This is a genomic window from Arthrobacter sp. CJL-S3 (assembly GCF_056711635.1).
This window is the reverse complement of sequence record NZ_CM160046.1, coordinates 2,901,903-2,924,613: the sequence shown is the minus strand read 5'-3', so window position 1 is coordinate 2,924,613 and position 22,711 is coordinate 2,901,903. Positions and strand designations below refer to the sequence as shown.

Annotated in this window: 28 protein-coding genes, 1 other RNA gene and 1 riboswitch; of the genes, 13 read left to right on the top strand and 16 right to left on the bottom strand. The window is 68.2% G+C overall.

Translation table 11 applies throughout. The annotated features are described in order from the left end of the window. Positions 1 to 64 precede the first annotated feature (64 nt). The 11 genes from AC06G6_RS13340 to AC06G6_RS13290 all read left to right on the top strand — a co-directional run bounded on the left by AC06G6_RS13340 (position 65) and on the right by AC06G6_RS13290 (position 8,349). Complete coding sequence (locus tag AC06G6_RS13340; protein WP_479828832.1) at positions 65 to 313, top strand: hypothetical protein; 249 nt, start codon at positions 65 to 67, stop codon at positions 311 to 313. Positions 314 to 316: 3 nt separating this feature from the next. After that, a complete protein-coding gene (locus tag AC06G6_RS13335; RefSeq protein WP_307459854.1) occupies positions 317 to 715 on the top strand; it encodes a TadE/TadG family type IV pilus assembly protein in 399 nt (132 codons plus the stop codon). Next, on the top strand, positions 696 to 1,241 hold the full coding sequence (locus tag AC06G6_RS13330; protein ID WP_479822762.1) for a hypothetical protein: 546 nt from the start codon (positions 696 to 698) through the stop codon (positions 1,239 to 1,241). The genes AC06G6_RS13335 and AC06G6_RS13330 overlap by 20 nt, the downstream gene beginning before the upstream one ends. A gap of 89 nt (positions 1,242 to 1,330) precedes the next feature. Then, positions 1,331 to 1,744 (top strand): pilus assembly protein TadG-related protein, encoded by a 414-nt coding sequence (locus AC06G6_RS13325; protein ID WP_307459848.1) that lies wholly within the window; start codon positions 1,331 to 1,333, stop codon positions 1,742 to 1,744. Positions 1,745 to 1,809: 65 nt separating this feature from the next. Beyond that, a complete protein-coding gene (prfB, locus tag AC06G6_RS13320; RefSeq protein WP_282381705.1) occupies positions 1,810 to 2,925 on the top strand; it encodes a peptide chain release factor 2 in 1,116 nt (371 codons plus the stop codon). 243 nt (positions 2,926 to 3,168) lie between these two features. Then, positions 3,169 to 3,975: a cell division ATP-binding protein FtsE gene (gene ftsE, locus AC06G6_RS13315; protein ID WP_479822759.1), complete on the top strand. Its 807-nt coding sequence runs from the start codon at positions 3,169 to 3,171 to the stop codon at positions 3,973 to 3,975. After that, complete coding sequence (gene ftsX / locus AC06G6_RS13310; protein ID WP_479822757.1) at positions 3,972 to 4,886, top strand: permease-like cell division protein FtsX; 915 nt, start codon at positions 3,972 to 3,974, stop codon at positions 4,884 to 4,886. The genes ftsE and ftsX overlap by 4 nt, the downstream gene beginning before the upstream one ends. Positions 4,887 to 4,920: 34 nt before the next feature. Then, positions 4,921 to 6,333 (top strand): peptidoglycan DD-metalloendopeptidase family protein, encoded by a 1,413-nt coding sequence (locus AC06G6_RS13305; RefSeq protein WP_479828672.1) that lies wholly within the window; start codon positions 4,921 to 4,923, stop codon positions 6,331 to 6,333. 108 nt (positions 6,334 to 6,441) lie between these two features. Then, entirely contained in the window at positions 6,442 to 6,912 is a 471-nt protein-coding gene (gene smpB, locus AC06G6_RS13300) for an SsrA-binding protein SmpB (protein WP_226759107.1), read from the top strand. Between the two features lie 129 nt (positions 6,913 to 7,041). After that, positions 7,042 to 7,410: a transfer-messenger RNA gene (gene ssrA, locus AC06G6_RS13295) on the top strand. A 150-nt stretch (positions 7,411 to 7,560) separates the two neighbouring features. After that, positions 7,561 to 8,349: a CatB-related O-acetyltransferase gene (locus AC06G6_RS13290; RefSeq protein ID WP_479822754.1), complete on the top strand. Its 789-nt coding sequence runs from the start codon at positions 7,561 to 7,563 to the stop codon at positions 8,347 to 8,349. Between the two features lie 134 nt (positions 8,350 to 8,483). On the opposite strand, the gene AC06G6_RS13285 is transcribed toward AC06G6_RS13290, so the two are convergent. The 12 genes from AC06G6_RS13285 to AC06G6_RS13230 form a co-directional block, all read right to left on the bottom strand. Further along, positions 8,484 to 8,618, bottom strand: coding sequence for a hypothetical protein (locus tag AC06G6_RS13285; RefSeq protein WP_307459832.1), 135 nt, complete (start codon positions 8,616 to 8,618; stop codon positions 8,484 to 8,486). Positions 8,619 to 8,667: 49 nt separating this feature from the next. Beyond that, positions 8,668 to 9,039: a hypothetical protein gene (locus AC06G6_RS13280; protein WP_479822752.1), complete on the bottom strand. Its 372-nt coding sequence runs from the start codon at positions 9,037 to 9,039 to the stop codon at positions 8,668 to 8,670. Between the two features lie 62 nt (positions 9,040 to 9,101). Continuing rightward, positions 9,102 to 9,476 carry a fluoride efflux transporter FluC gene (locus AC06G6_RS13275; protein WP_479822750.1) on the bottom strand — a complete coding sequence of 125 codons (375 nt, stop codon included), beginning with the start codon at positions 9,474 to 9,476 and terminating at the stop codon, positions 9,102 to 9,104. Beyond that, a complete protein-coding gene (locus AC06G6_RS13270; RefSeq protein ID WP_479822748.1) occupies positions 9,473 to 9,886 on the bottom strand; it encodes a fluoride efflux transporter FluC in 414 nt (137 codons plus the stop codon). The genes AC06G6_RS13275 and AC06G6_RS13270 overlap by 4 nt, the downstream gene beginning before the upstream one ends. Further along, entirely contained in the window at positions 9,879 to 10,586 is a 708-nt protein-coding gene (locus AC06G6_RS13265; RefSeq protein WP_479822746.1) for a metal-dependent transcriptional regulator, read from the bottom strand. The genes AC06G6_RS13270 and AC06G6_RS13265 overlap by 8 nt, the downstream gene beginning before the upstream one ends. Positions 10,587 to 10,622: 36 nt before the next feature. After that, positions 10,623 to 11,381, bottom strand: coding sequence for a class I SAM-dependent methyltransferase (locus tag AC06G6_RS13260; RefSeq protein ID WP_479822744.1), 759 nt, complete (start codon positions 11,379 to 11,381; stop codon positions 10,623 to 10,625). 146 nt (positions 11,382 to 11,527) lie between these two features. Further along, positions 11,528 to 12,994: an aminotransferase class V-fold PLP-dependent enzyme gene (locus AC06G6_RS13255; protein ID WP_479822742.1), complete on the bottom strand. Its 1,467-nt coding sequence runs from the start codon at positions 12,992 to 12,994 to the stop codon at positions 11,528 to 11,530. 34 nt (positions 12,995 to 13,028) lie between these two features. After that, a riboswitch (SAM riboswitch) is annotated at positions 13,029 to 13,142 on the bottom strand. Between the two features lie 132 nt (positions 13,143 to 13,274). Continuing rightward, positions 13,275 to 14,609: a glutamyl-tRNA reductase gene (locus AC06G6_RS13250; RefSeq protein ID WP_479822740.1), complete on the bottom strand. Its 1,335-nt coding sequence runs from the start codon at positions 14,607 to 14,609 to the stop codon at positions 13,275 to 13,277. Between the two features lie 105 nt (positions 14,610 to 14,714). Further along, entirely contained in the window at positions 14,715 to 15,527 is an 813-nt protein-coding gene (gene hisN, locus AC06G6_RS13245; RefSeq protein WP_282381733.1) for a histidinol-phosphatase, read from the bottom strand. Positions 15,528 to 15,582: 55 nt separating this feature from the next. Further along, a complete protein-coding gene (gene rsgA, locus AC06G6_RS13240; protein WP_479822738.1) occupies positions 15,583 to 16,698 on the bottom strand; it encodes a ribosome small subunit-dependent GTPase A in 1,116 nt (371 codons plus the stop codon). Then, complete coding sequence (aroA, locus tag AC06G6_RS13235) at positions 16,682 to 18,130, bottom strand: 3-phosphoshikimate 1-carboxyvinyltransferase (RefSeq protein ID WP_479822736.1); 1,449 nt, start codon at positions 18,128 to 18,130, stop codon at positions 16,682 to 16,684. The genes rsgA and aroA overlap by 17 nt, the downstream gene beginning before the upstream one ends. A 7-nt stretch (positions 18,131 to 18,137) precedes the next feature. Further along, complete coding sequence (locus tag AC06G6_RS13230; protein WP_479822734.1) at positions 18,138 to 18,719, bottom strand: DoxX family protein; 582 nt, start codon at positions 18,717 to 18,719, stop codon at positions 18,138 to 18,140. Between the two features lie 322 nt (positions 18,720 to 19,041). Here AC06G6_RS13230 and AC06G6_RS13225 point away from each other — a divergent pair, with 322 nt between their 5' ends. Together AC06G6_RS13225 and rsrA are read left to right on the top strand one after the other, a co-directional pair. Further along, a complete protein-coding gene (locus AC06G6_RS13225) occupies positions 19,042 to 19,917 on the top strand; it encodes a sigma-70 family RNA polymerase sigma factor (RefSeq protein WP_479822732.1) in 876 nt (291 codons plus the stop codon). Next, positions 19,914 to 20,174, top strand: a complete 261-nt coding sequence (gene rsrA, locus AC06G6_RS13220; RefSeq protein ID WP_479822730.1) for a mycothiol system anti-sigma-R factor — start codon at positions 19,914 to 19,916, stop codon at positions 20,172 to 20,174. Before AC06G6_RS13225 ends, rsrA begins: the two co-directional genes overlap by 4 nt. A 103-nt stretch (positions 20,175 to 20,277) precedes the next feature. Here rsrA and AC06G6_RS13215 read toward each other — a convergent pair whose 3' ends face one another. The 4 genes from AC06G6_RS13215 to AC06G6_RS13200 form a co-directional block, all read right to left on the bottom strand. Beyond that, positions 20,278 to 20,352 (bottom strand): 50S ribosomal protein bL37, encoded by a 75-nt coding sequence (locus AC06G6_RS13215; RefSeq protein ID WP_104061284.1) that lies wholly within the window; start codon positions 20,350 to 20,352, stop codon positions 20,278 to 20,280. 179 nt (positions 20,353 to 20,531) lie between these two features. Then, positions 20,532 to 21,152, bottom strand: coding sequence for a PadR family transcriptional regulator (locus AC06G6_RS13210; protein ID WP_479822728.1), 621 nt, complete (start codon positions 21,150 to 21,152; stop codon positions 20,532 to 20,534). Next, complete coding sequence (locus AC06G6_RS13205) at positions 21,152 to 21,979, bottom strand: DUF4097 family beta strand repeat-containing protein (protein WP_479822726.1); 828 nt, start codon at positions 21,977 to 21,979, stop codon at positions 21,152 to 21,154. Before AC06G6_RS13205 ends, AC06G6_RS13210 begins: the two co-directional genes overlap by 1 nt. A gap of 130 nt (positions 21,980 to 22,109) precedes the next feature. After that, positions 22,110 to 22,709, bottom strand: coding sequence for a GDSL-type esterase/lipase family protein (locus AC06G6_RS13200; RefSeq protein WP_307459791.1), 600 nt, complete (start codon positions 22,707 to 22,709; stop codon positions 22,110 to 22,112). Positions 22,710 to 22,711 lie beyond the last annotated feature (2 nt).

Below are 22,711 nucleotides of genomic sequence, written 5' to 3'. Positions count from 1 at the left end.
ACAGCCGGGAAGGCGCAGGAAGACCAACGAAGCACCAACGAAGCACCAACGAAAAGGGGAGAACGTGAAACGGATCCTTAACCGCATGGCGCTGTTGCTGTGCACCATCAGCCTGGTGCCCGGGGTTGTCAGGGCGCATTCGGCCATGGCCCGGAAGCCCGAACCACCCGGTGGTCCCCGCGAGCGGGGCGATGTGCCCGGCTGGGTGATGATCACCCTGATGTCGGCCGTCCTCGTCGCCGCACTCCTCGCGATCGCAGTCCCTGCCCTGGAAGGACTGTTCAACCAGGCCATGGACAAGGTCGGGCAGTAGCGCGTGCGCCTGCCCGGCGCCGGCTGGGGCAAAACGGACGAACGAGGGTCGGCGGTGGTGGACTTCGTCCTCGTGGGAGGGCTGCTGACGCTGTTCTTTCTCGCCATCGTCCAGCTCACCCTCGTCCTGCACGTCCGGAACACGCTGATCGACGCCGCGGCGTCGGGCGCCAGATACGGCACCCTCGCGGATCGCAGTGCCGTTGACGCCAAGGAACGGACGGCGCAGCTGATTGGCGTCGCGCTCAACCCTGCGTTCGCCCAGGACGTGACGACGAGCGAAGCGACGTACCAGGGCATCCGGACCCTGGAAGTCACGGTCCGCGCGCCGCTGCCCGTGATCGGGCTGATCGGTCCCCGCGCAGTCCTGGAGGTGAAAGGGCATGCGGCCATCCAGCCCTGACTGGCCGGCCAGCCCTGACGGGCCGGGCCGCCCTGACGCGCCGGCCGCCCCTGACGGGCCGGGCCGCGGGCCCGGGGGAGAGGCCGCGACAGCGGACGCCCGTGTCCCCGACGATGCACAACGGGGAAGCGCCGTCGTCGAGTTCACGTTCCTGTCGGCGCTCTTGATGGTGCCGCTGGTCTACTTCATCATCACGATGGGCCAGCTCCAGGGCGGCTCCTTCGCGGTCGTCGGCGCCGCGGACCAGGCCGCGAAGGTCTTCGTTGCCCAGACCGATGCCGGCGCCGGCCGGGCCGCCGCCGAGCAGGCCGTCCTGCTGGCGCTCGCCGACCACGGGCACGCCGCGTCGAATGCCCGGGTCGAAACCAGCTGCGCCCCCGCGGACTGCCTGGCCGCGGGATCGGCCGTGACGGTCACCGTCCACCTGACGGTGCCGCTGCCCTTCGTCCCGTTCAGCGAGACGCTCAACCTGAACGCCGGGCAGCTCAGCGCCTCCGCCACACAACTGGTGGGCCGCTTCCGATGAGCCGTCCCCGGAGGCAGCTCACAGGGCGCCCGCGGCAGGGACCGGAAACGGCTCCGCCACCCCGCGGCCAAGGCAGCGACGCCGGGCAAATGACGGTGCTGATCATCGGCTTCGTGCTGCTCGCGCTGCTTCTGGCCACCGTGGTCGTGGCCGCCTCCAGCGTCTACATCGAACACAAAAAGCTCCTGTCGCTGGCGGACGGCGCCTCGGTGGCCGCCGCGGACAGCTTCACCCTTGGGCAGCTTGAAACGGGCGGCGGCAGCCCCACCGCCGTCCTGACCGGAGCCCGCGTGCGGGGCGCCGCCGTCGAGTTCCTGGACCGCAGCAGCGCCTCCGCCCGGTTTAGCGGCCTCGCCCTCGGGCCGGGAACGGGCAGCCCGGACGGTTCCACCGCCGTCGTGGTGCTCAGCGCCGCCGTCCACCCGCCCGTGGTCAACTTCCTGGTCCCCGACGGCATCAGGATCGAAGCGAGTTCGACGGCGCGTTCCCAGCTCACGCGGTAAGTGCCCGGGCGGGCCCCGCAACCCAGTCCGGGCGGCTCGCACGGATAGCGTAGGCTTAAAAAACCATGGCAAACATTGATTTTCCCGCAGAAATCCGCGCCCTGCGCGCCACCTACGCCTCCATCGAGAACGTTTCGAATGTCGAGGCGCTGAAGGAAGACATCGCCGAACTCAGCGAACGCGCCGGCGAACCCAATCTGTGGGACGACCCCGCGGCCGCCCAGGTCATCACCTCGAGGCTCTCGCACCGCCAGTCCGAACTGGCCCGGCTGGACTCCCTCACCTCGCGGATCGACGACCTTGAGGTCTTGGTGGAGCTGGGCCAGGACGAGGACGACGCCGACTCCATGGGTGAGGCCGCCGTCGAGCTGGAATCGATCCGCAAGGCACTGAAGGAACTCGAGGTCGTGACCCTGCTGTCCGGCGAATTCGACGAGCGCGAAGCCGTCGTGACCATCCGCGCCGGCGCCGGCGGCGTGGACGCGGCGGACTTCGCCGAAATGCTGCTCCGGATGTACCTGCGCTGGGCCGAACGCCACGGCTACCCGACCACCATCATGGACACCTCCTACGCCGAAGAGGCCGGGCTGAAGTCTGCCACCTTCGAGGTCAAGGCCCCGTATGCCTACGGCACGCTCAGCGTCGAGGCCGGCACGCACCGCCTGGTCCGGATCAGCCCCTTCGACAACCAGGGCCGCCGCCAGACCTCGTTCGCCGCCGTCGAGGTCATCCCGCTGATCGAGCAGACGGACTCCATCGACATCCCGGACAACGAGATCCGCGTCGACGTCTTCCGGTCCTCCGGCCCGGGCGGCCAGTCCGTCAACACCACGGACTCGGCCGTCCGCCTGACCCACATCCCGACCGGCACCGTCGTGTCCATGCAGAACGAGAAGTCCCAGCTGCAGAACCGCGCGGCGGCCCTGCGTGTGCTGCAGTCCCGGCTGCTGCTGCTGAAGAAGGAGCAGGAGGACGCCGAGAAGAAGGCGTTCGCCGGCGATGTGAAGGCCTCCTGGGGCGACCAGATGCGCTCCTACGTCCTGAACCCGTACCAGATGGTCAAGGACCTCCGCACCGAGCACGAGGTCGGCAATACCTCCGCAGTGTTCGACGGCGAGATCGACGACTTCATCGACGCCGGCATCCGCTGGCGGACCGACAACCGCAACGCGGACAAGTAGCCTCGGGCTATTCCCGCCGACGGCAGAGCTGCCCCGGCGTCCTTGGCGTGCGCCCCTATTGCCACCTGTGCCACACCCGCCCCTCCGGGCTAATCCTGCGACACGCCCCGGCGCTCAGGCCGATCCGCCGGGACCCGTGCGTATAGTCGAGAAGCCGGAGCTCTACTTCCCCCACTAGAAAGCCCTCGCGCCGGCAGCAGAACAGGGCCGTACCCGTCCACGTCCTGCAGGGTACTTAGGGCCATGATTCGTTTCGAAAATGTCACCAAGGTCTATGACCAGAAGGCGCGACCGGCGCTGGATTCGATCAACCTTGAGATCGACCGTGGCGAATTCGCCTTCCTGGTCGGGGCCTCCGGTTCCGGCAAGTCCACCTTCCTGCGCCTTGTCCTCAAAGAGGACCGCGCCTCCTCCGGTGCCGTCTACGTCGCCGGCCAGAACGTAGCCAACATCTCCAGCTGGCGCGTGCCCCGGCTCCGCCGCGGGATCGGCGTCGTCTTCCAGGATTTCCGCCTGCTGCCGCAGAAGACCGTGTTCGCCAACGTCGCCTTCGCCATGCAGGTCATCGGCAAGAGCCGCAGCGTCATCCGCGACACCGTTCCCGAGGTCCTCAAGACCGTCGGCCTCGAAGGCAAGGAAAACCGCCTTCCGCACGAACTCTCCGGCGGCGAGCAGCAGCGCGTGGCGATCGCCCGCGCCGTCGTCAACCGGCCGGGCATCCTGCTCGCCGATGAGCCCACCGGCAACCTGGACCCCACCACCTCCATGGGCATCATGGGGGTGCTGGACAAGATCAACCAGAACGGCACCACCGTCGTTATGGCCACGCACGACGACGACATCGTCAACGAGATGCGCAAACGCGTCGTCGAGCTCCGCAACGGCGTCATCATCCGGGACGAGGCCAAGGCCCTCTACACCTCCATGATTCCGATCGTGGGACAGTCACGCCGTCTGCGGGATGCGAGCGGACGGGAACCCGAACCCGCTGCCGTCCCGGCCGCCTTCACCGGGCCCGACGCCCGCGCCGCAGGGGAGGGCCAGCTGTGAGGCTCCAGTTTGTCCTGGCCGAGATCGGCAGCGGCCTGCGCCGCAACCTCTCCATGGTGGTCTCGGTCATCCTGGTGACGTTCGTGTCCCTGACCTTCGTGGGCGCCGCCGGCATGCTGCAGCTCCAGATCAACCAGATGAAGGGCTACTGGTACGACAAGGTCCAGGTCGCCATCTTCCTCTGCAGTGACGGTTCGACGGCGGCCGGCTGCGCCACCGGCCCCGCCACCCCGGAGCAGCAGGACAACCTGGGCAAGCTGCTGGAATCGCCCGCTGTGGCCCAGTACGTTAACGACTTCCAGTTCGAGTCCAAGGACGACGCGTACAAGCACTTCAAGGAGCAGTTCTCCAACTCCCCGATTGTGGACTCCGTGACGCCGGACCAGCTCCCGGCCTCGTTCCGGATCAACATGAAGGACCCGGAGAAGTACCAGATCATCAGCGAGACGTTCTCCTCCCAGGCCGGCGTTGAAACCGTGATCGACCAGCGCCAGCTCCTGGAACGGCTTTTCTCGGTCATGAACGCCGCGTCGCTCGTGGCCGTCGGTGTCGCCGGCGTGATGATCGTCTGCGCGATCCTGCTGATTGCCACCACGATCCGGCTCTCGGCCTTCAGCCGGCGGCGGGAGACCGGGATCATGCGCCTGGTCGGGGCGTCGAAAGTTGTGATCCAGCTGCCGTTCATTCTGGAAGGCGTGATTGCCGCCGTGATCGGCGCGGCGCTGGCCTCGGCAACGCTGTGGGCCGTGGCGCACTTCTTCCTCGGCGGCTACCTGTCCCAGCAGTATCCGGACACCGCCTTTATCTCCGCAGCTCAGACGCTGATCCTGGCCCCGGCCCTGATCGGCCTCGGCGTCCTGCTGGCAGGAGTATCATCGCTCCTGACCCTCCGGCGATACCTGAGGGTTTAGAGTGCGCAACGAAAAGGGAACACCCATGACACGGATGCACCGACCCGCCTCCCGGCCGGTTTCGACCCGGCTCCCGGCGGCCGGCCGCCGCAGCCGCGTTGTCAGCGCCGCGCTGGCGCTCATTCTGGCGGCAAGCCTTGGCGCCCCGACCCCGGTGGCGTTCGCCGATACCCTCGAGGACCAGCAGGCCGCGCTCCGCGAGGAAGCGGCCCGGGTCCAGCATTCCCTCGAATTCGTGGACTCCAAGATCGCGCAGGCCGCCTCGGACCTCGTCCTGTACCAGGGCCAGCTCCCGGGTGCGCAGCAGGCCCTGCTGGAGGCCCAGGGCCGCGTGGCCAGCGCCGTGAAGGAGGCCGAGGCCCTCGCCGCGCGCGTGGACCTCGCCCAGCAGAACAAGGCCAAGATCACCCAGCAGCTTGAGACGGACAAGCAGAAAATCGCCGACACCAAGAAGCTGATCGGGCAGATCGCCACCCAGGCCTACAAGTCCGGCGGAGTGCCCTCCAACCTGTCGCTGTTCTTCGGCTCGAACAACGGCGGCAGCCTCACGGAGACCATCGACCTGGCCGACCAGGCCATGCGCAGCCAGAACTCGGCGATGGGCAAGCTGACCCAGCAGAACGCCACCAACGTCAACTCCCAGGCCAGGCTCGAAGCCGTGGAAGCCGAAATCAAGGATCTCAAGGCCAAGGCCGACGCCGCCCTGGCCCGTGAACAGGCCGCCCGTGACGAGGCCGAGGCCAAAAAGGCCCAGGTGGACCAGCTCATCGCCGACACCACCCGGCTCGACGCCGAACTCCAGGCCGCGAAGCCCGCCATCCAGACCCAGATCGCCCAGGTCAAGGCCCAGCAGGACGCCGTCGCGGCGGACATCGTCGAACGCGACCGCAAGCTGCGCGAGGCCTGGGAAGCCGAACAGCGCCGGATCGCCGAGGCCGCCGCGGCAGCCGCGGCCGCCGCCGCCCGTGCCGCCGGGCAGGTCAGGCCCCCGGCTCCGTACGTCCCCGCCCCGCCCGGAAACCCGTCGGCGTTCGGGCTGCGGCACCCCTTCAACGGCGTGCGGATCAGTTCCGGCTTCGGCTGGCGCGTGACGCCGCCGGGCACCACCGACTTCTACGGCCAGGGTGGCTACATGCACACCGGCATCGACTTCGCCGCGGCCTGCGGCACGCCGGTCTACGCCGCGGCGGCCGGCAACGTGTTCTCAGCCGGGTGGGCCAACGACGGCGGCGGCAACAACGTGAAGATCTCGCACGGAGTCGTCCAGGGAAACTCGCTGACCACCATCTACTACCACAACGTCAGTGTGACGGTTTCCCCCGGACAGCAGGTCAGCCAGGGACAGCTGATCGCGTATTCGGGAACCACCGGCAACTCCACCGGCTGCCACTCGCACTTCGAGACCTGGCTCAACGGCCGCGCCGTGGACCCGATGAACCTGCTCTGATCCGCCCGGAGCGGAAGGCCCGCGGCTGGGCTGCTGCTCTGCCGTAAACTGGAAGAAGCCCGCGCCGCCCCGGCAGCGGGCCCACCCACCGATTCAAGGAGTTCTACCGTGCCGAAAGAAAGTGGCCGTAAGGTAGTGGCCACCAACCGTAAGGCCCGGCACGACTATACGATCCTCGACACCTACGAGGCCGGGATCGCGCTCATGGGCACCGAGGTGAAGTCCCTCCGTGAGGGCCACGCCTCCATGGTTGACGGCTTCTGCACCTTCTACAACGACGAGCTGTGGATGGAGGGCATCCACATCCCCGAGTACCACCAGGGGAGCTGGACCAACCACGCCGCCCGCCGCCGCCGGAAGCTGCTGCTGCACCGCGACGAACTCACCAAGATCTCGCACAAGATCCGCGAATCAGGCTTCACGATCGTCCCCCTCCAGCTGTATTTCCTGGACGGCCGGGCCAAAGTGGAGATCGGCGTCGCCCGCGGCAAGAAGGAATACGACAAGCGCCAGACCCTGCGCGAGCAGCAGGACAAGCGCGAGGCCCTGCGCGTTATGCGCGAGCGGAACCGGCGCTAGGGACAAAGACCCGAAACCCGGGAATGATTCCGCGGGGACGTGCGTTATGCTAATAGTCCGGGAAGGAACGGCGCGGAAACCGCAGCAGCGGTCAAGCGCCAGGCCTGTCCGGGTTTGATAAAAAAATACGGGGATGATCGGTTTCGACGATGTTAGTCGCGACAGGTGAAGCGGGCCGAGGATGCAGAATTATCTCGTAAACGCTGTCTGCAAACCAATAAGTGCCGAATCAAAACGCACTGACTTCGCTCTCGCTGCCTAAGCAGTAAGACAGTCCGTCAGCCCGAGGTTGCTATTGCCCCGGATCCTGGCGTCATTTAAATAGCCACTGCTGTTTACCCCCGTCATCGGGGTGAACGGGACTCTTTGATGACTGGGCCCGGATCAGCCAGCTGTTTGCAGCATGGCTGGGGCCGAGAAAATCCGACGCAAACTGCGCCCGGAGAAGACCTGACAACACGACATCGGACGGGGGTTCAATTCCCCCCATCTCCACCTGAGAAAACCCTTGGATCCTTGTGATCCAGGGGTTTTCTTTTTGCCCGTTGGCGTGAGGCCCGATTCTTGCCGGTGAATCAGCGCGGCTGGACTCACCTGCGGCAGTCGTGCAGGGACACAATCCCGTAAGGCTCAAAGTACGCTCTAGGGATGCAGACTCGACTTACGGTAACGCCCGAACTCACAGCGGAACTCTTCGATAAGACGATTCTCCTCCGGCGCGACAGCCCGGCGCCGAAGGGCGGGACGTACGGCTGGCTCACTGAGGGTGCCGAGCTCACGTTGTTCAACGACGTTGTCATCGAGCAGAATGTCGGGCTCTACGGCGGCGCGTACATGCCCATGATCGGCGGGCGGCGAGCATCCGGGCTTGCTTCCGTCGGCGCATTTACGTACTCGTATTCCGGGCTGCCTGACGGTGCGAGTGTCGGACGATACTGCTCCATTTCCGGCGGCCTCCGGTTCATCGATTCAAGCCACCCGCTCGAGCTACTGACCACGTCCGCTCTCACCTTCCGCCCCGCAAACCACCTTTTCCGCGAGTTTGTCACCGACGCGATCACGGAACACGCAGCCGGATACTCGACCACACCGGATAAGCCATACCCGCGCATCGGAAATGACGTCTGGATTGGATCTAACGTCACTCTCGCGATGGGAATCGAAATCGGGACGGGCGCAGTTGTTGCGACCAACAGCACCGTCACCAGGGACGTTCCCCCCTACGCGATCGTGGGCGGCAACCCCGCACAGGTCATCAAATACCGCTTCGACGAAGCCACCATTGAACGGTTGCTGAGCAGCCGTTGGTGGAGTTACGATCCGCGCCAGGTGTTCCACTCGCTCGGAACGGACTTCACGGAACTGCTGGAAGGCATCGACGCGGGGGACCTCAGCCCCTACCCGTTCGCTCAGGTCACCTTGCCCGCGGCACCCTAGCAGCTCGCAGATACGCGGGGAGGAACCCCGGGAACCCGTTGCCCCAACGGACGTAACAGGTTCCACACAAAAGGCCGGAAGCGTCAGCTTCCGGCCTTTTGCTTTGCCTGCACTGCCCGGCTGGCGGGCCGTGGTTAGCGCTTCTTGATGTGGGCGACGGGGTCCGTGTGCGTTTCCGCGACGTTCTTGGACTTCTTCTCGGCGCGTTTTTCCTTGATGGTTTTTACCGGTTTCTTGGCCGTGCTCTGGTGCGGCGTTTTGTCAGGCATGTGGGCGCTCCCTAACAGCAGGGGGCCGGGATGGCCCCGTGATATTAAGTTACGCCTCGGGCACCGCAACGTCCACGATGCCGACGAAGCGGCTGCCCACGCCCTCATATTCGCTGCGGACCAGCCCGGCGGCGACGCCGGGGACCTCGTACGGCGCGTGGTGGGCGCACCATACGTAGGTGAACTCCGGCCACCACTTCTTCGGCCGGGCTGCCTCGGAGAACCCGCAGACCGCGCAGGTCAGCTGGACCCAGATGGGGCGCTTGCCGGTGCGGTTGGCCTTGGACTGGACGAGCCAGGCCGGCGGGTTGTCCAGGAGGTCGCCGAGTTCGGCGTCGCTCAGCCGGGACGGGATGCCGTGACGGTGGGCCATTTCCAGCGGAATGTCGAGGATCTGGGCTGCTTCACGTCGGGTAACCATCCTTCAACGATACGGGATGGGAGGGTCCCCGCATCGCCGTCAGGGCGCCGGCGTTAGGCTCGTCACAGCCCTGTGAGGGCCAGCCCGAGCGCCGCCGCCGCCAGGCCGGCGAGCAGGTTCGCGGCAATGTTGAGGGCGGCGGCGCGGTAGCGCGTCTCGCTCACCAGCCGCACCGTGGCGGTGGTCCAGGAACTGAACGTGGTGAGGCCGCCGGCGAGCCCGGCCGTGAGGCCGGTCTGCCACTCGGCCCCGAGTCCCAGCTGCCCGGTGATCCCCAGCGCGGCGCCGATGATGAAGGAGCCGGTCACGTTGACGGTGAGGGTCGCCCAGGGCCAGTGCGGGTGGCGCCCCGGGTGGTGCGCAAACCAGGAGTCGACGGCGAAACGCAGCAGGGCGCCGGCCACGCCGAAGATGCCCACCAGCACGGCGGTGATCATGCGGCTCCGCCGCTGAGGTCGGCCAGGGCCTTGCCGGTTTTCCAGCCGGCGGCCGCGGCGCCCAGGCCCAGGCCCAGCGACAGGCCCAGGTACGCCAGCCAGCCGGCGTGGAAACCGGCACGGAACTGCTGGTCGACGGCGAACACCACGGCCGAAAACGTGGTGAAGGAGCCCAGCAGTCCGGGCCCCAGCCCGGCCCGGAGCCAGAACGCTGTCTTCGGCCGGGCGATCCAGACCGTGGTGAGGGACGCCAGGACAAAGCTGCCGACGACGTTGATTACCAGGGTGGTCCAGGGGATTGCGCCGGTTGTCTCGGGAAACACCAGGCCGGCACCGTAGCGCAGTTCCGTTCCGATCAGGCCGCCGACGGCGACCGCCGCCCACGCGCGCCAGGCGTTGGTGTCACCCAAGGCTGCAGCCGGGATGGCCGGACTCGCTGTGGACCCAGAGGGCGGAGGCGACTTCCTCGGCGAGGTCGAACTCATGCCGGGCCGCACCGGAACCGATGCGCACCACCAGGGCACCGCCGAACGGCTTGCGGCCCAGGACCTCGACCTCGGCGTCCAGGTCGATCTCCTCGGCCGAAAGGTAGCGCAGCAGCTCGGGGTTCTCGTCGCTGATCCGGGTGATCCGGCCCGTGTGGCCGTCGTCGAGGTCGCTCATCCGGTGGGCCGCGGGCACCTGCACGGAACCGTCCGCCGCCGGGATCGGATCGCCGTGCGGGTCCCGGACCGGGTTCCCGAGCTTGGCTGCCATCCGTTCGATGAACGTGTCCGAGACGGCGTGTTCCAGGAGCTCGGCCTCGTCGTGGACCTCGTCCCAGCGGTAGCCGAGCTCCCGGACCAGGAACGTTTCAATGAGCCGGTGCCGCCGGACCATGGACAACGCCAGCCGGACGCCGTCGGCCGTCAGCGTGATGGCGCTGTAGGGCTGGTGGTCCACGAGGCCCTGGTCCTTGAGCTTTCGGACCATCTCGGAGACCGAGGAGTTGGCCACGCCAAGTCGCTGGGCCAGCTGGGTGGAGGTGATGGGCTTGTCCTGCCACTCCGTAAAGGAGTAGATGACCTTGACGTAGTCCTCGATCGAGGAGGAGGGCAGACTGGTCTTCACAGTTTCCAGCCTACCGTCAGGCGGCGCCGGAGGCCGTCAGGCCCGGACGGCCCGCCAGCTCTGCGTCAGGTAGGGGAGCGGGAGGACCTCGCCGGGGTGGTGGCCGAGGTGCTCGTGCAGATACCAGTCGAGGTTGCCCAGGACCTTGGCCCGGGTCGCCTCACCGGCCGCCAGGTAGTAGCTGCGGGACTTCGTCAGCTCGATGATGTCGGCGGTGCGCACCGGATCTTCCCAGCGCGTGAGGTGGCTCTCCAGTCCCGTGAATTCCGGGCCGAGGGGCGGCCTGAAATCCGCCTTGTGGACATCGCCGGCATGCATGATGCGCGAGAGGCGGTGCACCCACGGAACGGAGGTGTCCAGCTGGTTCCAGATCAGCCCCAGCACACCGTGGGGGCGGAGGATCCGTGCGATTTCCGTGCTGGCCAGGAGCGGATCGCACCAGTGCCAGGCCTGGGCGACGGTCACGACGTCGAACGCACCGGCGGGCAGCCCGGTGTGCTCGGCGGTCCCCACGACGGCGGTGACGCCCGGGAACGTCCGGCGCAGCTGGTCCAGCATGTCGGCGGAAGGGTCCACCGCGACCGTGTGCAGGCCGCGCCCGACCAATAGCGCCGTGAACTTCCCGGTTCCGGCGCCGAGGTCCGCGGCGTCCCTCGCGCCCGGGGGGATCAGCCAGTCAGCCGATTCGGCCGGATACCCGGGGCGGACACGTTCGTAGTGTTCCCCGCCGTCCTGGAAGCTCTGCCCCAGCTCCTGGCGGCGTTCCTCATGCAGTTTGGGTCCGCCGCGTGCCACGAGCGTTCTCCTTCGGCAGGTCCGGATGGGTACCTTTCGAATTTACCGCACGCGTGGGGGCGGTGGTTCCGCACCGGGACGCCACCGGGCCCCCTGCGGGACCGCTGCGGGACCGCAGCGGGACCGTAGGGGCTGCAGCGGCGCCGTCAGTCCTGGGTGCAGGGGGCCGCGCCGGCGGTGCCGGGCGTGTTGGGGGCCCAGTGCGGGTAGGTGCGGGTGTCGTTGGACGGCACCCAGCGTCCGGCGTCCACGACGTAGTCCCAGCCGAGGCCGGTCCGGCGCAGCTCCTGGAGGGCGGCGAGCAGCCGCTGGGCGTCTTCCAGCCGGGAACCCAGACCGAAACTGGCCCGCAGGGAGCCCGAGGGCAGCCCGAGCCGCCGGAGGAGGGGGTGCGCGCAGAAGCGGCCGTCCCGCAGGCCGATGCCGTGTTCGGCCGACAGGTACGCCGCCACGAGGCCCGCGTCGTAGCCTTCCAGCGAAAAGTTGACGACGCCGATCGTGCCTGTCCCCGCGGCGGTGTCCGGCCCGGCGCCAGCCGGAGCGTCGAAGGAAGCACTGTCCGAGAAGATCTGGTGGACCGTCACGCCGTCGATCCGGGCGAGGCCCTCGACGAGGAAGGACCGGATCGCGTTTTCGTGCGCGTGCCACTGGTCCACGTCCAGGTCGGCGATCACCTGGGTGGCCCGGGCGAGGGTGGCGGCGCCGAGGACGTTGGGCGAGCCGCCCTCATGCCTGGCGGGGCCGGTGGTCCAGCTGACACTGTCAATCCGGGCGTCCTGCACGGCCCCGCCGCCGGCCAGGTGCGGGGTGCCGGCGTCGAGCCAGTCGGGGCGGCCGACCAGGACGCCGGCGCCGAACGGTGCGTAGAGCTTGTGCCCCGAGAAGGCGAGGTAGTCGACGTCGTCCGCGGCGATGTCGATCCGCCGGTGCGGCGCCAGCTGGGCGGCGTCGACGACGATCCTGGCGCCGTAGTCGTGGGCCAGGGCGGCCAGGGCCCGGATCGGCAGGATCTCTCCGGTGACGTTGGAGGCGCCGGTCACGGCGAGCAGGCTGACGCCGCCGTGGGCGAGCTCCGCGCGGAGCAGCTCCAGCGTGGCGGCGAGGGTGGGGGCGGCGATGACGCTGCGGTGCGGGACGCGCTGCCACGGCAGCAGGTTGGCATGGTGCTCGATGTCGAGGTACAGCACCTCGCCGGTGTGCACGCCGCCGGCGGCGGGCAGGCACCCGGCCAGCAGGTTCAGTGAATCGGTGGTGTTCCGGGTGAAGATCACCGCATCGTCCGGCCGGCCGCCCACGAACTCCCGGACAATGGTGCGGGCGTTTTCGTAGACCGAGGTGCTGATCTGCGAGGCGTAGCCGGCGCCGCGGTGGACGCTGGCGTAGAACGGCAGGATCTCGTTGAGGTAGGCCGAGACGACGGACAGGGCAGGGGCCGAGGCGCCGTAGTCCAGGTTGGCGTAGCGGACGTGGCCGCCCTGGATCAGCGGTGCCTGGATCTCGGCGCCGGTCACGGCGGCCAGCGGCCGGCGGGCGTCGGCGAACCGCGCGTCGGGACGGGACTCGGTGGCGCCGGCCTGGAATTCAGGAGTGGCGGGAATGGTGGCAGTCGTCATGGGACCTCGCTCGAAAAGGACCCCACACGCCGGGGATCCGCGCTTGCCGGGTCCGTTCCGGACCGGCCAGGTCGTCACCCGGGGCACCCCACCGCGAATGGAGGGTTGCCGGCCAGCAAACCGGGGTTTCGCGCTGGCACTCGTGACCTGCTTCGAGCGTAGGTCATACCCCGTTCCGGCGGAAAGGCGCGGGCTTAATGTGAAGCCGTTTGTTACGCCGGTGCCCGCCGGGCAGCCAAACCACCGACCCGGCGCGACGGTCCGGCGGCAGCAATCCGCGCTAGGAGTCCTCGGCAGCCGCGCTCAGGCTTCCGGTCTGGACCCTGAGGCCGAACAGGGCATCCAGCGCAGCGGTGTAGTCATCTTGACGTCCGAGTGCGGCGAGCTCCCGGGCGCGGACCGTCGGGGTATGGAGCAGGCGACGGATCATGTGCCGCAGGGCGTGGTTGACGTCTTCAGCCGAGGCGCCCCGGGCATGCTGCCTGTTGACGCGCTCCATTTCGCTGAGGAGGACCTGATGGAGGTGCTCGCGCAGGGCGACGACGGCCGGATCCACGGCGCGGACGGCATCCTGTTCCTCGAACTGGCGTGCCGCCCGGCGGACCAGGGCGCGGGCGTGGCGCAGCGCCTCGGCGTCCGCGGGGGGAGCAGCGATGTGGACCGACTCCAGCGTGATGAGGTCCACACCTGGCAGCTCCATAACCTGTGGGTCGAAATCATGGCTGGGTGCCAGGTCGATGACGGCGAGGGGGCGGGCGCCGTCCGCACGCCACCGGGCGAGGGCGGCAGCACCGATGCGGGCACCTGAACCGCTGCAGCCAATGACGAGGTCGGCTCCGGCAACGGCTGCCGGCAGTTGCTGCGCGGAGAGGGCGCGACCTCCCCTGGACGCCACGAAGGCCTCCGCACGGCCGGAATGGGAGAAGACAGAAATCTCGGAACAATTTCGGTGCCTGAGAAGCTCCGCCACGCACGCGGCGTAGGCGCCGGTACCGAAGAGAACGGCCGACGTCCCGGCGATCCCGGCCCGCCTTGTTCCGGCGGCGGCAAGGTCCAGGGCAACAGCAGCGATGGATCTGCCCGCGCTGCTGAGAGCAGTCCGGGCCCCCACGTCCTTCGCTGTGCGGGACGCGGCTTGGAACAGCCTGGCCAATCGCCCGCTGCTGGTTCCGGCGGCCTGTGCGTCGGCGAGCGCACGCCGGACCTGGCCGGCAACTTCGCGCTCACCCACGACAACTGAATCCAAACCGGCGGCAACGGCGAATAGATGTTCGACAGCCGTGGCACCCCGGAGTTCCTCGAAAAGGGCCGACAGGAGGACCGTGGGCAGCCCGGAGCTGCGGTGGACCGAATCGAGGACCTCTGCGCGGGCGGCCTCAACGCCGGTCGCGGACGAAACTTCGCAATAGATTTCGAAGCGGTTGCACGTGGACAAGACCACCGACGCGGTGATGGTCGAACGGTCGGAGACCAGCTGGGGCGCGAGCCCGGCGGAAGCGGCGTGCAGAGCGGCGGCGGATCCGATGTCCAGATCCCGGTACTTCGCCACGAACACGAGCAGGACCGTGCCGTTTCCGCCGGTGCCGCGGACCACGGCTTGAAGCGTGTCAGACAAGGCTGCTCTCCTCCCAAAAGATGCCCTACCTTTGAGGCAGGCCGTCAGGCCGCCGTCTTGGAAAGAGTCCTACAGGGAGGTTGGGGAATCCTTGGAGGCAGGCTGCTAGAGCAGGTCGTCCAGGCCCGGGTTGAGGCGCTTGAGGACCTCCGAGTGCAGGATGGAGTTGGTGGCGAGGGCGTTGCCGCCGAACGGGCCGTCTTCGCCTTCGAGGGACGTGAAGCGCCCGCCGGCCTCCGTGACGATCGGGACCAGCGCGGCCATGTCGTAGAGGTTCAATTCGGGCTCGCAGGCGATGTCGACGGCGCCTTCGGCCACGAGGCAGTAGGACCAGAAGTCCCCGTACGCGCGGGTGCGCCAGACCTCCTCGGTGAGGCCCAGGAACTCGTCGAGGTTGCCGCGCTGCTTCCAGCCGCCCAGGCTCGAATAGGACAGGGAGGCGTCCGAGAGCTTGGCGACGTTGGAGACCTTCAGCCGGGTGGCGGCCGCCAGGGAACGGCCCATGTACGCTCCGGCGCCCTTGGCGGCCCACCAGCGCTTGCCCAGCGCCGGAGCGCTGACGACGCCGACGACCGGCTCGCCCTCGTCGACGAGGGCGATCAGCGTGGCCCAGACGGGGACACCGCGGACGAAGTTCTTGGTCCCGTCAATCGGGTCGATGATCCAGCGGCGGGAGCCGTGGCCAGAGCTGCCGAACTCCTCGCCGAGGACGGCGTCGCGGGGACGGGAGCGGGAGAGCTGGCCGCGGATGGCTTCCTCGACCGACTTGTCGGCGTCGGTCACCGGCGTCAGGTCCGGCTTCGTCTCCACCCGAAGGTCGAGCGCCTTGAAGCGGCTCATGGTCTGGGAATCTACGGAATCTGCCAGTACATGGGCAAGGCGCAGGTCATCGTTGTAGCTCGAAGCGGGTTGACTCATGGTTCCAAACTACCGCCAAAGCGGGCGGCGGGGCGGTAGGCTGCGCCGCAGCCCGCTAGGAGACGGTGCCCAGTTCCTTGACGTCCTGCGCTTCCATCCGCGGGTCGGTCCCCAGAAGGCGGCGGAGCGAGGCGAGCCTGGCGGGGCCCGATTCGCCGGCATGGCCCGCGGCCACCCAGGCGTCCACGCCGCAGTTGACGGCGCTGGAATCGTGCTTGCAGCCCCGCTCGCAGTCGTCCGTGCCGGGCTCAAGGTCGGGGAAGGACCGCAGGATCCGGTCGGGGTCCACATGGGCCAGGCCGAAGGAACGGATGCCGGGGGTGTCGATGATCCAGCTGCCCGGCGGCGCGTCGTTGACCTTGAGGGCCACGGCGGAGGAGGAGGTGTGGCGGCCGCGCCCGGTCACGGCGTTCACGCCGCCGGTGGCGCGCTCGGCGCCGGTCAGGGCGTTGACCATGGTGGACTTGCCGACGCCGGAGTGGCCCAGCATGACGGTGACCTTCCCGTCGAGGTGGGCGCGCAGCTGGGAGACGGCGTCCTTGTCCAGCCGGGCGGAGAGCCCGTCATCCGAGCGGGCATCGATGCCGGAGGCGGCGGAGTCCGCCGTCTTGGAGATGATCACCGGGAAGGCAAGGTGTTGGTAGTTGGCGAGGAGTTCCGCGGGATCCTTGACGTCGGCCTTCGTGACGAGCAGCAGGGGCTCGATCCCGGCGTCATACGCGGCCACGAGCGCCCGGTCGATGAACCCGGTCCGCGGCTCCGGATTGGCGGCCGCCACCACGATCACCAGCGTGTCGGCATTGGCGACGACGGCGCGCTCGATCGGGTCCGTGTCGTCCGCGCTGCGCCGCAGCAGCGTCCTGCGGTCCTGGATCTTGACCAGCCGCGCCAGGGTGTCCGGTTCGCCGGTGACGTCCCCGACGAGGGAGACAAAGTCGCCGGCGACGACGGGGTTGCGGCGCAGTTCCCGGGCCCGGGCGGCGATGATCTTGCGTTCCTCGGGGGTGCCCTCGGCGACGACGGCCGTGTAGCGTCCGCGGTCCACCGTGATGATCCGCCCGGTAACTGCGTCGTCGTAGGCGGGCCGGTCCTTCGTGCGCGGCCGGGTGCCCTTCTTATTGGGGCGGATCCGCACGTCGGATTCGTCCCAGGAGTCAGTGCTGCGTGCCACCGGACGTGCCCTTCTCGGCGTGGGCTGCGTCTGCTGCGGGGGCGGCGCTGCCGGCGGAGCCCTGGGCGAGCATGGACTGCCAGAGCTGCGGGAAGTCCGGCATGGTCTTGGCGGTGGTCGCAATGTCCTCGACCTCGATGCCGGGAACGGCCAGGCCCAGGATGGCTCCGGCCGTGGCCATGCGGTGGTCGGCGTAGCTGTGGACGACACCGCCGTGCAGCGGTGCGGGCCGGATGATGAGGCCGTCGGAGGTCTCCTCGGCGTCGCCGCCCAGGCGGTTGATTTCGGTGACGAGCGCGGCCAGCCGGTCCGTTTCGTGCCCGCGGAGATGGGCGATGCCGCTCAGCCGCGAGGGGCCGCTGGCCAGGGCGCAGAGCGCGGCGACCGTGGGGGCGAGTTCGCTGGTTTCGTCGAAGTCCGCGCCCTTGATCTCCGGGCCGCCGGTGACGGTCAGGGTGCCGTCCGTGAACGTCACCGTGGCCCCCATCGTGGTGAGGATGCTGCGCCACAGATCGCCGACCTGGGTGGTCTCGGCCGGCCAGTTGGGGATGCGGACGGTGCCGCGGGTGGCCAGGGCCGCCGCGAGGAAGGGGCCCGCGTTGGAGAGATCCTGTTCAATCCTGAGGTCAAAGGCTCGGATCGGCCCGGGGGAGACAATCCAGTGATTCGGGCGGGAGTCATCCACGGCCACCCCGGCTCCGCGGAGCACCGCGACCGTCATGTTGATGTGGTCCAGGCTGGGGACGGGCGTCCCGGCCTGGTCCCTGCTCCGATGTTCGAGGTGCAGTCCCTCGGTGAAGCGGGCTCCGGCCAGGAGCAGCGCGGAGACAAACTGCGAGGAAGCGCTGGCGTCGATGACGAGGTGGCCGCCGCGCACTTCGCCGGTGCCGTCGACGGCGAACGGCAGTGAGGTGGCGGGGCCGCCGTCGGGCGCGGTGACGGCGACGCCCAGCCCGGTGAGGGCCTCGATGATCGGCCCCATCGGGCGCTTGCGCGCGTGCGGGTCGCCGTCGAACAGCGTCACGCCCCGGCGCAGGGCCGCGACGGGCGGCACGAACCGCATGACCGTCCCGGCCAGTCCGCAGTCGATACCGGTCCGGGCCGCGGCGGCGTCCAGGCCGATGGGCGTGATGGCCAGGTCGGGACCGAAATCGCCGTCCCCCGGAACCTCCGTGATGGTGGCCCCGAGCTGCCGCAGTGCCTCGATCATGAGCGCTGAGTCCCGGGAATGCAGCGGCGCGCGCAACCGTGAGGGTCCGTCGGCGAGTGCGGCCAGCACGAGGTACCGGTTGGTCAGGGACTTGGATCCCGGAACGGTGACGGTTGCGTCAAGCGGCTGTCCGGCGAACGGCGCCCGCCAGAGCGGAGCGCCTGCTGCCGGAACGGCATGGGCTGCGGGGGTGGCAGCTGCGGTGGGGGTGGTGCCTGTCATTGCTGTCTTAGGCCCCGACGGTGTGGTCTACGGCTTTGCGCACGGCCTTGTCGGCCTTCTTCAGCTGCTTGCCGGTGGTCTTCTTGACATCGGCGGCGAGGTGGCCGGTGGACTTCTTCACGTCGGCGGCGAGGTGGCCGGTGGACTTCTTGACGTCCGCGGCCAGGTGCTCGGCGCGCCAGGCCAGGCTGGGCCGGCCGTTCGTGTCGACGGCAGCCAGCAGCACGCCGCCGGTCAGGGAGACGTTCTTGAGGAGCTGCTTGCGGCGGGCCTCGCGGCCCTCCTTGGAGGTGATGTCGGCGCTGCGCCATTCAACGTAGCCGTTGAGTGCGGAGATGACGGCCAGGATGGTCGCTGCGAGGCGTGCAGACTTGCCGAGCGCGAAGAGCACGCCCGCTCCGACCTGGGTGCCGCCGATAACGCGGGCCAGGACCTTTTCGTTGGTCTGGAACGGCAGGGATTCAGCCGCGCGGCGCAGCAGGGGTGACAGCTGCGTGGCCGTGTCATCCGCGTTCTTGAGCTTGTCCATGCCTGCAAGGACGAAACTGGAGGCGAGCATGGGACGGGCGAGAAAGCGGACAAACGACATGAATTTCCTCCTGGATGGACGAACCGCGGAATCAATGCGGGAGAACCGGTTCTAGTCTTGCACTTTTGCGGAATATTTGCCTGCCCGGCGGGGTTGTGCATGAAAGGTCCCGGCCGCCGGTTTGCGGCCGGACGATGAGCTGATGACGAGCTGATGACGAGCTGATGATGAGCAGGGAGGCGGACATTTGATTCTGGTGAAGGACGCGCAACTGGAGGCGGAACCCGCGGAATTGTGGCCCATGGCCCGGCAGGACCGAACAAGTCCGGCAGTTCCGGCTGTTCCGGGCGCCCGCAGCAAGGTGACAGTAGACTGGGACGCAATGAGCACCATGGATCCGGCCGTTGCGGCCATGCACGAGGTCGCCGGAAACGGCGCCACGCCCGCGAAGTCACCTGTAGCCGGCCCCGCCGGCGCACTCCCCGAACCTGCCCCCGAAGCTGGAGCGGTCCCGGAGTCCGGTGCCCCGGTAACGGGTGCCCCTGTAACGGGCGCCCCGGTAGCGGACACCGCCGCGGCTGACGCCGTGCGGGATGCTGCCGCCCGGGAAACGATCGTGGACGGCCAGGCCCTGGACGTGGCGACGGAGACCACGGAGGAACGCCGGGTACGGTTCGAGCGCGACGCCATGCAGTACGTGGACCAGCTGTACTCCGCCGCCATGCGGATGGCCCGGAATCCCGCTGATGCCGAGGACCTGGTCCAGGAGGCCTACACGAAGGCGTTTTCCGCGTTCCACCAGTACAAGCCGGGCACCAATCTGAAGGCCTGGCTGTACCGCATCCTGACGAACACGTACATCAACCTCTACCGCAAGCGGCAACGCGAGCCGTTGCAGTCGAACTCGGACACCATCGAGGACTGGCAGCTCGCCCGGGCCGAGTCGCACACCTCCTCCGGGCTCCGCTCGGCGGAGGCGGAGGCACTGGACCACCTGCCGGACTCGGACGTGAAGCGCGCACTGCAGGCCATCCCGGAGGAATTCCGGCTGGCAGTCTACTTCGCCGACGTCGAGGGCTTCGCGTACAAGGAAATTTCAGACATCATGAACACCCCGATCGGGACCGTGATGTCCCGCCTGCACCGGGGCCGGAAGATGCTGCGGGACATGCTCGCCGACTACGCCGCCGAGCGGGGATTCAAGGGCGCCGATGCCACTGCGGCGGCCGGAAGCAACAAACAGGAGAACAGGAAATGAGCGACTGCCAGGGACTGGGCGATTGCGACGACGCCCGGATGCAACGTATCTATGAGTATCTGGATGGTGCCCTCACACACGATGACATCGCCGAGATCAAGGACCACCTGGATGGGTGCCCGGAGTGCTTTGAGCAGTACGACCTCGAATGTGTCATCCGCGTCATAGTGAAGCGTTCCTGCACCGAGGCTGCCCCGGAGAACCTCAAGAACTCGATCCTGGACCGGATTCACAACAGCAACCCGGTCGAGGCCTGACCCGGCGGGGACGTCCCGACGTCCTGCCCGTCACAAACGAATGACCCCGGAAACCGTGAGGTTTCCGGGGTCATTCGGTTAAAGCTGTCATTCCAAGCTTTGCTTAGGCGTTGGGGCGCTTGCCGTGGTTCGCGCCGCCACGCTTACGGTCACGACGTTTACGTGCACGCTTGCTCATAGCTGGCCTCCTTAATTTTTGGTACTCAAAAGAGCTGCCCTCAAGTCTCCCACATCAGGGCACCCGCCGCGAACCGGCGGGGCGGGAAGCGCCCCCGGAGGGACAAGCACAGGGACAAGCGCCGGGACAACCGCAGCGACAAGCGCAGGGGCAAGCAGTGGGGCGATCACGGCCGGGGCTCAGTCCAGGGAGTTGCGAATGGAGATCCGTGCCTGGTCCAGCACGGTCTTGACGGTCTCCAGCGTCATGGGCGTGATCGGATGCCGGCCGCCGTGCCGGCGCAGTTCCACGCGGATGTCATCGCGGAAGGCCTGGACCAGCATCTCCGCCTCACGCAGCCGGCTGTCGCCCTCCTGCGAGTAGCGCTGGCCTGCCAGCGAGGCGACCGTTGATCCGGCCGCACGGGCCGAGGAACGCGCGGCCTCGGCCGTGGCGGCGAGGTCGGCGCGCAGCCCGCGCATGTTGACTTTGATGTCCTGCCGCAGGTTGTCCGCGAGCCGCCGGATCGATGCGGAGATGTCGTTTTCCACGCCGGCGAGTTCGTCCCGCCGGCTGTCCAGCTCCGCAAGGCCGTCCGGGGTGATGCTGTAGTACGTCCGGCGCCCCTCGGTGTGGGTGGCCACCAGCCCCTCCTCCTCGAGTTTGCCAAGCCGCGGATAGATGGTGCCGGCACTGGGGGAGTAGGTGCCGCCGAAGCGTTCGCTGAGCGCCTTGATGAGTTCGTAGCCGTGCTTCGGACCCGATTCCAGCAGCGCGAGCAGATAGAGGCGCAGCGCCCCGTGGGCAAAAACCGGAGGCATCAGGGGCCCTTCGTGGGATCAGCGCCCGGCCGCCCGTGGAAGATCGATGTCTTCCCCGAGACGGAGTTGGTGCGGACCAGCATGAGCTGGGAGTCGGGGCCGGCAATGGTCTGCACGCTCCCGCTGGGCTGGTTGTACCGCTGGTCGTTGATCACGATGGCGCCGCTGGCGGACTTGGCGATGATGTCCACGCCGACGTCGTGCGGGAGGCGGATGGTGACATCACCCGACACCGAATTCGCCCCGAAGTCCTCGGTGAAGCCGTGCAGGTCGAAGCTCAGGTCCCCGCTGACGGTGTTGGCACGGATGTGGCTGAAATCACCGGAGGCCGTGACCTCGCCGGAGACGCTTTTGGCCGTCAGCACACCGTGGTGGTTGCGGGCGATCACTTCGCCGCTCACGGTGCTGACGGACAAGTCCCCGGAGGTGCCGTCGGCCAGGACGGAACCGGACACCGTGTTCAGCCGGGTGCGCCCGCTGATCCCCGAGACCATGCCGTCGCCGCTGACGGTGCCGGCCTCGACCTCGACGCCGGCGGGCAGGGCGATGCTGACCACCACCGAGTTGCTGCTGCTGTTGTTGACGGTGCCCATGAGGTTCTTGAACCATCCCTGGGGCCCGTGCAGCTGGTGCCGGACCTCCAGGCGGCCGTCGACGAGGCTGATCGCCAGCGGGTCGCCGTGCACGTCGGACACCTCGACCCGGGTGACGGGCTCATCGTGCCGGACGATGTCGAAGCGGCCCCGGACGATGCCGAGCTTAAGCGAGCTGACGCCGTCGACGTCGATGGTCTGCGGACCGGTGACGGTCCAGTAATTCTCTGCCATGGTTCCTCCGGGCGGGGCGATACTGCTGCGAATCATTGCGATATATCGTGACTATGAAGTCACGATATATCGCCGGATTTGCAGAGTCAAGATATATCGCGAAGTGCCCCGGCGGCCGCGGGTGGGCAGGCTACTCCGGGGCGTCGATTCTCAGCCACTGGAACCAGCCGCGGTGCAGCACGAGCCAGGCCATCAGCCCGTAGCCGGCCTGGCCGGGGGTGCCGCCGTTGGCGGCGAGGTCCTGGCGCCACTGCTCGTGGTTCAGCAGGGGGGAGAACGTGTCGACGTAGAGGTGTTTGCGCCGCGTGGTGACGTCGGCGAAGGCGGTGTTGAGCTCCCCGAGCCTGCGGTTCTGGGTCGGGTCCAGGGTCGGCGGCGGGCCCACGACAAAGACCTCGATCTTGTTCTGCGACGCGGAATCGAGGATGTTGGCGAGGTTGAGCCGGCTGCGTGCCGTGGAGAGCCCGAACTCGACATCGCGTCCGGAGAGCCCGATCACCAGCCGGTTCTCGTGGTGGTCGTTGAAGCGCCGGCCGGCTTCCTGGAACCAGCGGGCGGCCAGGCCTTCCGTGCCTTCCTGCGGGCAGGGCAGGGAATAGCACTCCAGGGACAGCCCGTCCTGCGGCGTGCGCGCCAGCACCCGCCCCAGCCAGCCCAGCGCGCGGGGGTCTCCCAGGCCGGCCAGCATTTCATCGCCCACGGCTGCGATCCGCAGCTTTCGATCTTCCACGA